At 42.9% G+C, this 16,213-nt stretch carries 7 protein-coding genes; 1 reads left to right on the top strand and 6 read right to left on the bottom strand.

Annotated elements, in window-relative coordinates:
• Positions 1-143 precede the first annotated feature (143 nt).
• Positions 144-2,627: a glycoside hydrolase family 95 protein gene (locus BY457_RS13855; RefSeq protein WP_258176739.1), complete on the top strand. Its 2,484-nt coding sequence runs from the start codon at positions 144-146 to the stop codon at positions 2,625-2,627.
• 205 nt (positions 2,628-2,832) lie between these two features.
• Here BY457_RS13855 and BY457_RS13850 read toward each other — a convergent pair whose 3' ends face one another.
• The 6 genes from BY457_RS13850 to BY457_RS13820 all read right to left on the bottom strand — a co-directional run bounded on the left by BY457_RS13850 (position 2,833) and on the right by BY457_RS13820 (position 16,084).
• Complete coding sequence (locus BY457_RS13850; RefSeq protein ID WP_106153925.1) at positions 2,833-4,302, bottom strand: potassium/proton antiporter; 1,470 nt, start codon at positions 4,300-4,302, stop codon at positions 2,833-2,835.
• Positions 4,303-4,706: 404 nt separating this feature from the next.
• Complete coding sequence (locus BY457_RS13845) at positions 4,707-5,792, bottom strand: phosphotransferase enzyme family protein (RefSeq protein ID WP_106153924.1); 1,086 nt, start codon at positions 5,790-5,792, stop codon at positions 4,707-4,709.
• Positions 5,793-6,194: 402 nt separating this feature from the next.
• Complete coding sequence (locus tag BY457_RS13835) at positions 6,195-9,452, bottom strand: glycoside hydrolase family 2 TIM barrel-domain containing protein (protein ID WP_106153922.1); 3,258 nt, start codon at positions 9,450-9,452, stop codon at positions 6,195-6,197.
• A gap of 104 nt (positions 9,453-9,556) precedes the next feature.
• Entirely contained in the window at positions 9,557-11,041 is a 1,485-nt protein-coding gene (locus tag BY457_RS13830; protein WP_106153921.1) for a Gfo/Idh/MocA family protein, read from the bottom strand.
• 99 nt (positions 11,042-11,140) lie between these two features.
• Positions 11,141-12,733 carry a RagB/SusD family nutrient uptake outer membrane protein gene (locus BY457_RS13825; RefSeq protein ID WP_106153920.1) on the bottom strand — a complete coding sequence of 531 codons (1,593 nt, stop codon included), beginning with the start codon at positions 12,731-12,733 and terminating at the stop codon, positions 11,141-11,143.
• A gap of 12 nt (positions 12,734-12,745) precedes the next feature.
• Complete coding sequence (locus BY457_RS13820; protein ID WP_106153919.1) at positions 12,746-16,084, bottom strand: TonB-dependent receptor; 3,339 nt, start codon at positions 16,082-16,084, stop codon at positions 12,746-12,748.
• Between the last annotated feature and the right edge of the window lie 129 nt (positions 16,085-16,213).

Genomic DNA, 16,213 nt, shown 5'->3' with positions numbered 1-16,213 from the left:
GGAAGACTACCCACCGACCCTGCTAAACCCTATAAAACAGAGTCATTGCGAGCAATGCGAAGCAATCTTCTTCCCTTATTACCATTCGTCTCTGACGAGAATATACCGCGAAAGCAGAGGGCAAATCTCATAAATCATATGATATGCAATCAATCATGAATTCATTAAGAAAAATTTTAATTATTGCTTTTAGTTTTCTCCTCCTGGGAGCTTGCACCAAAGACACCCCACAGGAAAGCGACCTTAAACTATGGTACGACAAGCCGGCTGAAAACTGGAATGAAGCACTGCCCGTTGGCAACGGACGCCTGGGGGCCATGGTGTTCGGCGATCCTGCCAATGAAAACATCCAACTGAATGAAGAAACTTTCTGGTCGGGCGGCCCGTCACGCAACGATAACCCCAAAGCCCTGGAGGCCTTGCCCAAAGTGCGAAAGTTGATTTTCAACGGCCAATACCACGAAGCGGAAAAGATGATCAATGAAAACATGGTAGCAGAGCAACTGCATGGCTCCATGTACCAGACTATTGGCAATCTCAACCTCACTTTCGAAGGACATGAGAATTATTCAAACTATTACCGGGAGCTGAACATTGAAAAAGCCCTGCACACTACTTCCTACACCGTCGATGATGTGAATTTCAAACGAGAGATTTTTGCTTCCTTCCCCGATCAGATCATTGTGGTAAAGTTATCTGCCGACCGACCGGAAAGTCTGTCTTTCACTGCCAATCTAATCGGCCCATTGGCAAAGAACACCAAAGCGGTAGATGCCAGCACTCTCGAAATGACCGGCATTTCCGGCACTCATGAAGGAGTCGAAGGAAAAGTAGAATTCAATACCCTCGCCAAAATACTCAACACGGATGGCGCAACATCTGCTGATGGAGACAAAATCACTGTAAAAAATGCCAGCGAAGTGGTCATTCTAATATCTATGGCTACCAATTTTGTGGATTACAAAACATTAACCGCTGATGAGAATGAAAAGTGCCGGAAATTTCTTACTGCCGCCCAAACAAAAGCGTATTCAGAAATCAAAGAAGCCCACATCAGGGACTATCGCAAATATTTCACCCGGTCGTCGCTGGATTTGGGTACAACTCCGGCTATACAGCGGCCTACAGACGTAAGAATCAAAAACTTTTCGCAGACCAATGATCCGGCGCTGGTATCACTCTATTATCAGTTTGGCCGTTATCTGCTGATTTCCAGTTCGCGCCCGGGCGGGCAGCCTGCCAACCTTCAGGGAATATGGAATGGCAGTACAAATCCTGCATGGGACAGTAAATACACCATCAACATCAATACCGAAATGAATTACTGGCCGGCTGAGAAAACCAATCTTCCGGAATTGCACGAGCCATTGATTGAGATGGTCAGAGAGTTGTCTGAAGCAGGCTCACAAACTGCTCAGAATATGTATGGTTGCAACGGATGGGTAACTCACCACAATACAGATATCTGGCGCATTACCGGAGTAGTTGACGGCGCATTCTGGGGTATGTGGCCCATGGGTGGTGCCTGGCTTACTCAACACCTCTGGGAAAAGTATCTCTACAGTGGCGATCAGGAGTATCTGGCATCAGTTTATCCGATTATGAAATCGGCCTGCCGGTTTTATCAGGATTTTCTTGTGGAAGAACCTTCCAACGGTTGGTTGGTGGTCAGTCCTTCCAACTCACCGGAAAATGCACCCGCCGGTCGTCCGTCAGTTACTGCCGGAGCAACCATGGACAATCAGATCCTGTTCGATCTTTTTACAAAGACAAAAAAAGCAGCCATCCTGCTTAATGAGGATGAAAAACTAATCAACGATTTTCAAAAAATCATTGACCGGCTGCCACCTATGCAAATTGGGAAGCACGGGCAATTGCAGGAGTGGATGGAAGACCTGGACAGTCCCGATGATAAACATCGTCACATTTCACACCTTTACGGATTGCATCCCTCCAACCAAATTTCACCCTATTCCTCCCCTGAGTTATTTGAAGCAGCCCGCACAACCCTGAAACATCGTGGTGATGTATCCACCGGATGGTCCATGGGCTGGAAAGTAAACTTCTGGGCCCGCATGCTCGATGGTAATCATGCAATGAAGCTGATTCAAGACCAGCTCACGCTTGTTGGAACTGACAACAACTCCGGTGAAGGTGGTGGTACCTATCCCAACCTGCTGGATGCCCACCCTCCTTTCCAGATTGACGGAAACTTCGGATGTGCAGTCGGTATTGCGGAAATGTTGTTGCAAAGTCACGACGGCGCCATTCACTTTCTGCCGGCCCTGCCCGATGACTGGCAAAACGGGGAAATTACCGGTTTGAGAACACCCGGCGGTTTCGAAGTCAGTTTCAAATGGTCAAATGGTCACCTAATTAAAGCAGAAATCAAATCTACACTGGGTGGTAATTGCAGAATCCGGGTCCCCAATGAAATGAAAATTTCCGGTAACATTACTTTAGAAGGAGCAAAAGAAGAGAATCCCAATCCGTTCTTTGAAAAACCGCAAATAAAAACACCTCTTATCTCAGAAAAAGCTCCTCAAAAAGCTGTCTCATTGCCTGAAACCTTTTTATACGATTTTAAAACAGAGAAGAATCAGGTTTATTCACTTAGAATTAAGTAAAAGAGAAAAAAGCAATAATTTAAGGATACATTTCTGTCATTTGAGGTTTCTTCGTGCATAGCCCCCGCAACAACCGAATCTCCGAATGAGAGAGTGAAGATTGGCGGATTGCAGAACGGCTCAACGGTCCTGCAATCTGCCAATCCCATTCCATTAAAATAAAGTGCGTCATTGTTGGCAAAGCAATCTTTTGTTAAGAAATCACTTACTTCCCGGGTTTTGTCAGATAATCCTGAATATTTCTCAGGCTCTTTTCGTCATCCGACAAGATCAATAACGTATCATTTGGTTCGATAACCGTTGAGCCACTCGGAGTGATATACCTGCCTCCCCGTTTTATCATAGCAATAATAGTGCTTTTAGGGAAGCCCAAATCCACAATACGCCGGTCAACAGCATAACAGGCAGGCGCCACGGAAATTTCTTTCATGGCCGATTTTGGTATTTCTGAAATAAATTTTTCTGTTTCGGAGATGGGCTTTACCCGTTCGGGCAGGGCGACACCCAACCATTTGGCAACCACCGTCAGGGTAGTGCCCTGAATCATCACAGAGGTAACAGAAATAAAAAATACGATATTAAAAATCATTTCAGCCTGATCGATACCTGCAAGCAGTGGATAGGTAGCAAAAACAATAGGTACAGCTCCTCTGAATCCTACCCACGAGATATATAAGCGTCTTCGGATCTTCATTTTAAAAAACATCAGGCTGATGAACACACTTACAGGACGAGCAACAATAATTAAAAAAAGAGAAACCAGCAATCCGATCCCCATCACTGGAAAAACATGGGATGGATAGACAAGCAATCCTAATGTCAGGAAGAGTATTATTTGCATCAACCAGGCCAAGCCATCATACATCTTCATTATGGTTTTTTTATGTATAAGATCCTGATTGCCCAAATAAACAGCACTGATATAAATAGCTAAAAACCCGTTACCTCCCAAGGCATCAGTGGTGGAGAAGGTAATAAACATCAAAGCAATCATCAGCACCGGATATAATCCTTCAAAAACAAGCTTGATCTTATTGATCACAAACTTGCTTATCCGGCCAAACAAAAAACCGGCGATAGCACCCAGTATCATTTGCTGAAAAAACATGGGGATTATGGAAATCAGACTTTTATCCTGATTTACCACCAGGGACAAAAAGGCAATGGTCAGAACATATGCCATTGGATCGTTACTTCCGCTTTCAAGCTCCAGGGTGGGACGCAACTTAGCTTTAAGGGCCAGGCTTTTGGATCGTAAAATAGAAAATACAGCAGCTGCATCGGTCGAAGAAACAATGGAACCAAGCAAAAGACTCTCATAAATGGAAAAATCGGTCAGGAACCAAACAAATGTCCCCAACAACAACGCTGTCAGCAACACCCCCAACGTGGACAGAGCAATTCCCTGCCCTAATATGGGTTTTACCGACTTCCAGTTGGTGTCCAACCCTCCCGAAAACAATATGAAGTTAAGAGAAACAACGCCAATAAACTGAGCAATTTGAGGATTGTCGAAATGAATCCGACCAATCCCGTCGGAACCGGCAAGCATCCCGATGGCCAGGAAAAGCAACAGTGTAGGGATGCCAAACCGGTAGGAGGTTTTTCCGGCAATAATGCTCACAAAAAGCATCAAAGACCCTATTAGCAGTATATTCTCTATTGTCAAAAGCATCTGAGTTCCCTTTCCGTCCTGGTTATTAACTACATATAAATGGAGACCCTTTATTCCCCCGGGAAGAGCTTGGCAGGCCTCTGCTAAATTAACCGTAAAATAAACTTTTTGTTAAACTCCTCACAGAATTTTTGTTCTTTTTTGATTGTTTTATTTCGGAACAACAATTAATGGCATACAACCATCATAAACCATTTCATGGATCAGGGTATTCTGAAAAACACTATCCTTCAATGCTTTTACATCCTGCTGTATAACAATATTTGAGGTTTCCTCAAAATACTAAAAAAGAAATGCACTTCAAATAACAATTCGGACAATTGGATAAAAAAACCTCCCCGGATAATCCGAAGAGGCTTTTCTTACGTTTCTAAGGTATATAAATCAATCTCAGCCGGGCTGAATCATTGTTCCTCTACAATACGCTGCATAGCATTCCAGTTCTCCTCCATTGTTTGCAGAAGCTTCATTTGAGCTCTGGCTCTGACCAGGTTATGATTCGCATATTCAATCTTATAATATTTATCGCCATTCAGGTAATCATCCAGAAACCGTACTGTCTGCTCATAAGTTAGCAGTTTTGCTCCAAAGGCCAGGGTTGCTTTCTCCTCAGCAGATAAAATATCCCGAGTCTCCTGAAGAAAACCTTTAATAAAACCTTCGAAAAGCTCCATATCAATCCCCACATTGTCCAGATTGGGATCATCCTCCTTGCCCGTATTGGCACCATTACGAATGGCATCACCTATGTCATAACAAACATAACCGGGCATTACTGTATCCAGGTCAATCACGCAAAGAACCTCATCATTTTCATCCAGCAGCACATTATTAAACTTTGTATCCTGATGAACAATGCGTTGCGGAATTTTCCCTTCACGACCCATCTGAATTATTTTCTTGTATTCGTCTGACCGTTCAAGTAAGAAATTCACGTCTTGTTGAACTTCCTCCAATCTTCCAACCGGATTTTCATTCACACGCTCTTTAAAATTTTTTATGCGCATCTCGGTGTCATGAAATCCGGGAATAACAGGGTAAAGAGGGTCTCCCGGCAAGTCAGAAACCAGCTTTTGAAATTGGCCAAAGGCTCTACCTCCCGCCTCAGCCTGTTTGACATTGGTAAGTTGGTCGTAAGAATGGGCTCCTTCAATAAAAAGAAACATACGCCAGTAATTGCCCTCATCATCTTTATAGAACCCCTCGCCATCATTGGTCTTAACAGGAGTTAAAACGCGTCGGTCAATATCACCGGCACCCTGCGCTTCAAGTTTTTCCCGAATGTGACTGGTAACCCGCTCTATATTGCGGGTCAGTTCAGGAACATTTTGAAAAATATGATGATTGATAATTTGCAAAAGATAGTTTGGGGCATCACTCTCACTTGTCCGAACTTTATAGGTTGTATTGATAAGACCATTGCCAAATGGTTTGATGGTAGCAACCGTACCATCTATAGAAAACTGGTTGGTTATTTGTTCTGGTGTCATAGCGATTATAATTTGGTAATACGAATTCAATAGATCGTTAGATTTTAGAAGTTAGAGATTAGAGAAAATCGTAAAATATTGACATTCTTGATTTTACTAAAATATTTATTTAAGCTTAAAGATTTAATTTCCAGAGCTTTGAAAAAGCTTAACGGACTATTGGGAATTAAAACTTTTCCAAAATTCAGTACATCGATTGGTTTTTTTCTCCAAAGAAGTAAAAAAACCGCTCCCCTCAGGCAGGTATCCATCCTTTACTCCTATGCATTCATGGAAAATTAAAAAATGCAAGCTTTCCAATCATCTACCCATATTCTTATATTAAAACTTCCATGGCCATAAGAAAAAGATTTATGGCCATGGAAAATACATATTAATAGGTTATGTTATAATTTACCTTCATCATTTTGCAACAGAAATCTGCTTGCTTTTTCCTGTCAGATAGTCGGTATTATTTTCAGTAACCGGAATCAGGGTAAAACTCCAGGTATAATTTTCCGTTGCAGGAATTTGATATTCTTTTAAAGGTTGTGCTCCCCAGCTGTTGACACCTGCCACTCCCCGTTGTCCGTAATCAATATTCCAGCGTACCAGATTGCGTTCCTTTACCTGAGCAATATGTTTTTGCTCTTCATGCACCGGCCCGTACTCATATCCTTCGCGGGCATCAAAATCCGCAGTCAGGTATGGCATTGCAGTCATTTCGAATCCATCGGCAGGATGCTCCTTACTAACAGCCAACAATCCAACCCCCTTTGAATTGGTAACTGCTGCCCAGCGAATTCCGGTTTTATTTCCGTTTTCCTGTGGGCGCTCGTAAGGAACCATTTGATCAGCAACATCAGATGTATAAAGCCCGATAAACGATGAAACATTACGATCCACATAGTTCTCCCATTTTCCCCGACCGAACCAGGTAAGTTGATCAAATTCACGGGGCATGGTAAGTACCATCCCAAGGCGTGGCAAATCACTCTTTTCAGAATCTGAGGCTTCCATTTTGTTTTCCAGGGTCACACTGCCATTTCCATGAATGGTGTAAATAGTGTGAAACCGGGTTCCCACATCAGGAAGGTTCCAGATTGCTGTTACCTGATACTCTCCATTTTCCAGGGAGCTGAGATCAACTGATTCTGTTTGCTGATTGCGGGTAGCCTTTTTCCAGTTGATGTTACGTTGTGGCATTCGGGCCCCGAAATCGTTATCGGTAGGTGCTCTCCAGAAATCTGGCCTCGGACCGCCTTCCGCTGTCAAAAGGTTGGTTTTTTTGAAGCGATAGCTTACAATAGTTCCTGTTTCTTTTCCAATGGATAATTGAGCTTCTCCTGCCTTAAAAACAAACGCATCCCCGGTTTCTTCCATATCAACGGTACCATTGGAGAAATTCGCTGGTTCATGGTCAGATTTCCACGGCAATTTAATCTGTTCGCGTGCCACAACATGCCCCCGGCCAATCAAACCATTCTTCTGCCGGTTGGTTACCTGAATCTCAAGAAAATACTCTGTCCCCGGTTCTACATCGACACCCGAAATATCGAAGGTCACGGTTTCTCCTTCATGAGGAGGGGTTTCCAGAAGCGGCAGATCTATTGTTTTTAATGTCTTTCCATCTGCTTTGACCATGGCCTGAAAAGCAAATGCTCTAAGATTGGTAAAGTCGTAACGGTTTTCCACGAGCAATTTGGCAACATCCTGATTCAATCGCAAGGCATGAAATTTCACCCACTCGTGCGCCTTTTTGGCTTCAAAAAGACCAGGCTGTGGGGTTCTGTCAGAATCAACAATACCATTGAGCAGGAAATTTCCGTCGCTGGGCATATTCTCTCCATAATCGCCGCCATAAGCAAAAATTTCATTCCCCTCACTGTCGGTGGAACGAATGCCCTGGTCAACCCAGTCCCAGATAAAGCCACCCTGAAGTTGCGGATAGCGATTAATTATGTCCCAGTAGTCCTGAAAATTTCCCATACTGTTCCCCATTGCATGGGCATATTCGGTAGGTATAAAAGGACGGTCGAGCAGTTTCTTCCCAAACCATTCGAATGTTGCCGGATCGGGATATTGTGGCACAATAATGTCTGTATTCCACTCAAAATCAAGAGCAAACCTACTACCCACCTCCGTCCGCTCATACTGAACGGGGCGCATACTGCGATCCAGTTCCTTTATGGCCTTGTAGCCGGCATAGAAATTAACACCATTTCCGGCTTCATTTCCCATAGACCAGATGATAACCGACGGATGATTCTTGTCGCGTTCCACCATACGAGTCATACGCTCCACATGGGCCTTTTCCCAAAGGGGTTTCTTTGCCAGAGAGTTTTCTCCGTAATAAAGACCGTGTGATTCGATGTTAGCCTCATCCACGATGTATAAACCATATTGATCACAAAGCTCATACCACCGCTCCGCCTGTGGATAATGAGCCAAACGAACTGCATTAAAGTTGTTTCGTTTCATGAGTTCAATATCCCGCATCCACATATCTTCATCCATCACATGTCCTGTTTCGGGATGATGCTCATGCAGGTTAGCCCCTTTGAGAGTTACAGGGACACCGTTCACAAGAAGCTGACCACGCTTGATCTCCACGGAACGAAATCCTACTTTTCGGGATGTCGCTTCAAGAACCGTCCCATCTTCATCGATCAACTGAATGGTGAGGTGATATAAATTTGGATGTTCAGCACTCCATGCTTTCACGTTTTCGATGGCGGCATTCAGATTAACAGTTACCTCGCTCATTTTTGGAACGGCTACCAAAGATTCTTTTGCAACTACAGTCCCCTGATCTTCTGCCACTTCAAAAGCTACGGTGATGTTTTGGTTGGCTGACAAATGGTTCTCCACATCAACAAAAAGATCCAATTCTCCTGTTTTGTAACTGTCGTCCAACGTTGAAACCACCTCAAAATCGCGAATACGGGTTTTGGGCTGACTGTAAATGGCCACATCGCGCTCGATCCCCGAGATACGCCAAAAATCCTGACATTCCAGATAACTGGCATCACTCCAACGATACACTTCCATTGCAACGGTATTTTGTTTTCCTGCCTTCACATAAGATGTGATGTCAAATTCTGAAGGTAACTTACTGCCCTGGCTGTATCCTACTTTTTCTCCATTTATCCAGATATAGAATGCTGATTTTACAGCACCAAATTCGATAAAAACCTGACGCCCGTCCCAATCTTGGGGGATCTCAAATGTGCGACGGTACGAACCCACCGGATTGTAATCGTGGGGTATTCTCGGAGGCTCAGGACCATTTTGTAATTCGGTTATGGGAGTTCGGGCATCTGCAAACTCATAGGGATGATTGACATAAATCGGAATGCCAAATCCTTCCACCTCCCAGTTTCCGGGAACCTGAATATTGTCCCATTTGCTTACATCAAACGACTGTTCATAAAAATCGGATGGACGCTCAGCTGGATTTTTAGAAAAATGAAATTTCCAGGTTCCGTTCAGCGATTTATAAAAAGGTGATTGTCCTCCTTCCAAAGCTTCCTCTGCTGTTGGATAGGAGGTAAATGTCGCCCTTCCGGGTTCCTTATTTCGCTCAACCACCAATGGGTTTTCCCAGTCAGGAAGTTCCTGACCATAAGAAACGCCTCCGAAAAAAGCGAATAATAATATACTTAACAACGAATTTCTCATCAACTTAAAACATTAATTTTCAACAACAATCTAACCTGATCTATTCCCCAATCATCAATAACGATTATTCATGAATCAAAGATTGACAAAGTCAAGAAACCAGGCTAATGCACATTTAACTGGCTCTTGGAATCCGCCGAAACAACATTTCGAACCCGGGTATTGCCTCCTTCTTTCATTGAAAGGTCAATCGGTTTATTGGTCTTCCACGCTCCTCTTGTAAAATCAGGAATATCGATGGGTTTAGAACCATTAAGAATAGACCACTCACTCAAAGGAGTAATACAACTCCAGGCAGCAGCATCATAAACATCCATATCCACCGGCAAGCCATTTCGGAGACAATCGATCAGGCGCCAATCCATAATAAAATCCATTCCACCATGGCCACCTACTTTTTTAGCCATTTCACCCACACGTCTGACTATTTCAGGAGTATATTTTTCCTGTAGTTCTTTCATTTTTGCTTCGTCGGCCACATTATGTCCAAAGGCAATGTGCTGAAGCGGCCATTTTTGGGCAAAACATTTTGTTCCGCTCAACATATGAATACGAGAATATGGACGTGGCGAACTGATATCATGCTGAATCATGATGGTACGTCCTTTCACGGTGCGAATCATCTGCATGTCCATATTACCCCGCATTTCTTTACCAACAAATTGTCGTAAGTCGGGGCGATCGGGAGCCAATTCTTTAATGCGATTGGCCAGGGTAAAATCATCCGACATCATTGCAGTCAGATAATCCATCCGATCACCGCGATTAATGTCCATGGCCTGACAAATAGGGCCTAAACCATGAGTTGGATAAACATTAGCCATCCGTGTATTTTCGTGCAGGCGCCACAACTTGTCATAAGCTCCATCGCCTCCGGGCTTATTATCCTGAGGCTTATTAAAATGCCAATAATCCAAATCATGAATGTAAGCACCTTCCCCATGAATCAAATCTCCAAATACGCCCTGACGCACCATGTTTAATGTCAGTAATTCAAAAAAATCATAACAACAATTTTCAAGAATAACGCAATGCTTTCTGGTTTGCTCGGAAACTTCAACCATTTCCCAGCACTCATCCATGGTTTTAGCTGTGGACACTTCAACGGCAGTATGTTTATCCCCTTTCATGGCAGCAATGGCTACCGGAACATGCCATTCCCAGGGAGTTGCAATATATACAAGATCAACAATATTACTATCGCACAACTCTTTAAAAGCAGTATCACTTCCGGTAAATTCTTTAGCTTTGGGCAACCCCGCTTTCACAAGCTTGGCCTGAGCTCCATCCATCGCAGCCTGTCGCGTATCACAAACAGCCGTTATTTCAACGCCCTCGATATGAGTCATTCGCTCTACGGCACCGATTCCTCTGTCACCAATTCCAACAAAACCAATGCGTACCGTGTCCAGCTTAGGAGCGCGGTAACCACACATGTTAAAATGCATTTTGGGCTTTCTCTCCGAAGCCCTTTTAATATGTGCTTTCTCACTTTGTTCTTTCGGTGTGCAGGCATTGATTACCGGAGATGCAGCAATAACCCCTGAACCTATTGCTATGTTCTTTAGAAATGATCTGCGATTGGTCATTTTTCTTTTGTTTTTATATCGTTCAACAATAAGATGATTAAAAGAAAAGAGCTCGTGAAGACTCATAAAGATCACGAGCTCTCTTATATCAACAAACTATTAGTAACCTGGATTATTGGGCTTTAATTCGGGGTTTTTATCGATAGCTGATTGGGGAATCGGCAACAGATAATGCTTCGGTGCTTCAAATTTTCTGGTTTCAACAAATATGGGATCTCCAGTCAATTGTACATTGTAATCGCCATTATCCTGTTCTGAATCCAGAACAGCCCCCAGTTTTGTCCCATACAATGGTCCATTCATCACCTCTTCTGCAATTTCCCAACGGATAATATCATCTCTTCTCAATCCCTCCATGGCAAATTCTACACGACGCTCATTGCGCACCAATGCTCTAAGGTTTTCGACAGTATTATATCTGGTCCTGTCCACAGCAGGCATTCCTGCGCGAAGTCTAACCGCATCCAAGGCAGCATATAATTCATCATCAATCTCCCCTAACTCCACTTTGGCTTCCGCAATGGTAAGTAAAACTTCGGCATAACGGAAAACGATGATATTCAACCCTGAATTCCAGTAAGGCTCATCCGGAAAAGCATCCAGATAATTTAAATATTTCCTGAAGTTGTATCCTGTTTTGGATGCATTATCAGCGGTTTGATAATAATTTGCATCTCCCTCCTCCACAGAACTATAGACATCTCCCTGCCATACCTGTCCCGGGTAAATAATGGAAGCACGCAAGCGGGGATCTCTGTTCACAAAGGGGTTTTGAGGATCATATTGCCCCAACTCTTCAGCTTCCTGAATAGTCAATCCACTCGCCATCTCATAACTATCAACCAACGATTGGGTGGGAACTACTGATGACCAACCTCCGGAACCATTGGGCAGGTAAGGTGTAAAGTCGATACTATACATATCCGGCGTGTGCTGAACGGATAATATAGCTTCGTCATTTTGCTCATTATCAGGACTAAAAACACCGGAAAAGGTCGAATTCAGACTATACCCCTCAATGCTTTGGGCCACTGTCAAAGCTTTCTCGTATTCTCCATAATAAAGATGAATTCTCATCAACAAGGTCTGGGCAGCTCCTTTGGTTGCTTTTCCAAAATCATCTGATGAATATGCTTCAGGCAGAACTTCAATAATATCTTTTAATTCATCCTGGATAAACGTCAAAACCTTTTCTCTGGAATCCCTGGGGATTTTAGCTTCTTCGGGAGAACCAAAATTCTCTGTAACAAGCGGCACATCACCATAATTAATTACAAGCTGGTAATATTTATACGCTCTGATAAAACGAGCCTGAGCCTCATATACCTCCAGGGTTGATGCCTCCAGATCCATAGTGCTTACATTGGCAATTAGTTCATTACAACGATAAATGGTGGTGTAACTAAAATAACTACTTCCGGGATCTGCAGCAGACAAGGTCCCATTCCCTATATTGGTCCAACCTTCCCAGGGGAAATTGTTGAATGCATTATCAGAACCACATTCACGATACATCAACCAGTCACCACTTTCAAAACCGGAATAGCAACCTGTAAGGGCAAGTTCAAGATCGCTTTCTGACTTCCAAAACGTAGCAGGAGATAAGGCATCCTTTGGTGCTAAATCCAGGAAAGATTCTCCACAGGATGCAGTTAAAAACCCAAATACTAAGATAATTATATATTTTCTCATCTCTTTTTCCTTTTAAAATGATACATTAACTCCGAAAGAATTTACCATAACAACAGGATAACCGCTTCCTCTTCCTGAAGGAGCTTCGGGATCCCATCCTTTCAGATAATCAGTAACCGTAAACAAATTCTGGCCGCTATAGTATATGCGTGCTTTTGAAACACCAAGTCTTGAAAGAACATTTTTAGGGATATTGTATCCAATTTGCAGGTTCTTAAGTCTCAGATAATTGGTACTTCTAAGCCAGTATTCGGTTGTTTGATTCTGGGGCATACTCGGTCCGTATAAGTTGGCGATGGCCCGAGGCACTGAAGTATTTGGTCTGTCAGAGGTCCAGCTATCGGCCCAAATTGCCGAAGGCTTGGATGCATCTCCGTTTACGGTACCAATAGCATCAAAATCCATATATCCATATCCACCCAGAGTTCCCTGGAAAATCGCGAGGAAATCAAAATTCTTATAATCTGCCCCCACATTAAAACCATAAACAAAATCAGGTGTCGAATTTCCCAGAATGGTACGATCGTCGCTGGTAACCTTATCATCTCCCGTAACATCAACATACCTGAGGTCTCCGGGTTTCAGCTCACTTCTGTTATATAAGGTATTTTCTGCCCAGTCATCAATTTCGCTTTCTGTTTGATAAAGCCCGTTGGTTTTATACCCGTAAAAAGAATCTACAGATTCTCCTATTCGCCGTATGGTTCTTCCACTGATAATCTGATCCTGTCCGGCAAGCTTTAACAATTCATTTTTATTGTAAGCGAAGTTACCTCCAAAGTTAAAACCTACATCTCCGAATTTATCATTGTACTGAAACGTAAATTCAATCCCTTTATTGGACATTTCTCCTACGTTATCATAAAACCCGGACAGTGCAAACGTTTCGGGAGAAGGAACTGCCATTATAATATCTGTGGTTTTCCTGTCGTAGTAATCAACAGTAAAATTCAATTTGTGAAAAAGAGTAAGATCGGCTCCAATTCCCCATGAAGTCGTTTTCTCCCACACCAGATCTTGGTTTTTAGCAGAAACAATTGCTGCTCCGGAGGTAATACTGCTGTTAAAAGGATAATCAAGTCCCAAAGACAAAGTTGGAACGGTAGGGTAATAGGAATTTAATGCAGCCTGATTTCCCAACATTCCCCATGATGCTCTTAACTTCAAATTATCTATTGATTCCAGGTCTTCCATAAAATCTTCTTCCGACAGCCGCCATCCCGTCGAGAAAGAGGGGAAGGCTCCCCATCTGTTATCTTCACTGAAACGGGAGGATGCATCGTACCGCAAATTAGCTTCAAACAGATATTTGCTTTGATAATCATAGTTTACACGTCCAAACCATGAAATCATGTTCAGCTCCCGGGTGTAACCTTCGCCAACCATTCCTTTGGATGAGCCGCCGTCAAGATCATCTAGCATGGTACTTGGAAAATTCTCCCGATAAGCACGTGTCCTTTTATAATCATATGCTTCGGCATGATATCCTGCCATTAAAGCAAAATTGTGTCCACCAACTGATTTGTCATAATTGGCAACTACATCGCCTGTAATTCGTTCGGTATTTACATGTAATTGCTCTATAGATGTGGGTCCATGGTACTTAGACTCATTATACTGAATCTCTTTGTTTTTAGAACTTTTATCTTCCTTGTAAGTACGCAACGAAGCAGTACCTTTAACCGTAAAGCCCTCAAAAATTTTAAAAGTAAGTGACCCTACTCCCAGAAAATAATTCTGTTTTGTATGGATTTGTTCCCCCTGATCAAGCCAGGCAATGGGGTTACCATCAGATATGGTAGCATATGTACCATCTTCATTTTTATAGGGAATCCAGGGAGCAATACGGTACGCCTGACGAATAATCTGATCCAGTCCTCCGCCAACATAAGCATTATTAGGCTGTGTCAAGGTCTGACGGGTATAAGAAAGATTGACATTTGTTGTCAGCCATTCATAAGGATCATTCTTCAAATTGGTACGGACATTATATCGTTCTTTTCCTGTATGTTCCACAATACCATCCTGCTTTTGATAATCAACGGAAGAACGATATTGAGATGTTTCTGAACCTCCGGAAACAGATACATTATGCGATGTCTGAAAGCCTGACCCGGCATAAAGTAAATCGAGCCAATCGGTATTTGGATGGCCGTAAGGATCCTGCCCGTTACGGAAAAGTTCAATATCTGCATCTGTAAACCGCGGATCTTTCCCTTCGACCTGCAAGGCCTGATTGTACAACGAAGCATATTCTGCAGACCCCAGATATTCAGGCAAATCGGTGGGAGCCTGCCAACCGAAGTCACCAGAGTATCGCACCATTGGCTCCCCGCTTTTTCCGGTTTTTGTCGTAATCAGGATAACTCCGTTGGCAGCTTTTGAACCATAAATAGCAGCAGATGCAGCATCTTTCAACACAGAAATGGAAGCAATATCTTCGGAAGAAAGCTCATCCATACTTGATTCCACCCCATCAACAATAACCATCGGGGCAGCATTGTTTAAGGTACCTACTCCACGCACCCGAATGGTCCCTCCGTCACCTCCGGGCATACCACTTCCCTGGTTCACATACACTCCCGGAAGCAAACCTGATAAACCGGAGGAGACATTACTCATGGGACGATTTTCCATCAACTTGCTATCAACACTGGCCACTGAACCAGTAAGGTTGACTTTCTTTTGTGTCCCGTATCCGACAACAACAACCTCATCCAGGCCAACCATGTCTTCTCTCAGGGAAACGTCGATCTGGCTTTTATCGCCTATGGCAACTTCTCTGGATTCCATACCAACAAAAGAAAACAACAAAACATCAGCATCACCAGGAATTTTAAGCGAATAATTCCCTTCTACATCAGTAATGGTACCCTGAGTAGTTCCTTTTACAGAAACGGTTGCTCCGGGAATCGGTTCCCCCTGACCATCAACCACTCTTCCGGTAATAATTTTCTCAGATTGCGGGACATCTTCCGAAGAATCTTTTCTCTTTGAAAGAATAATCTGGTTGTCGACTACTTTATATGAAATATCCCGACCATAAAAAAGAGCATCAAGAACTTCAAAGATATTCTCTTTTGAACACTTCACAGAAGTGTCAAAATCCATGTCAACAAATTTCTCATTATACAGAAAATAAAACTGACTTTGATTTTCAATCTCATCAAGAACCGTTTCGGCTTTTACATTCTCGAGATCAATAGTAAGCATTTTGACCTGAGCGTAAGATACCTCTGCAAACAACTGGGTAACACCGACTAGTAAAAAGAAGAGTGTGATTCGCATAATACGATAGGTTTTAGTAAGGGCACACCTGTTCCCTATTCCTCTCTTAGGAATTTTTTTCATAGCTTTGTAATGATTTTAAGTACAACATTGGGGATTTGGAAGTTGCCGCTTCCTTTTCCCCTTTTTTAAAAACAAATCTTTTAAAAGTTCACGAAACTAACTACTGTTTAACTTAGAAGTGACATTCAT

Origin of the sequence: Marinilabilia salmonicolor (assembly GCF_003003035.1) — a bacterium.
GTDB classification, from domain to species: Bacteria; Bacteroidota; Bacteroidia; order Bacteroidales; family Marinilabiliaceae; genus Marinilabilia; species Marinilabilia salmonicolor_A.
The sequence above is the reverse complement of the archived record's forward strand: the minus strand, read 5'-3'. Positions and strand labels throughout refer to the sequence as shown.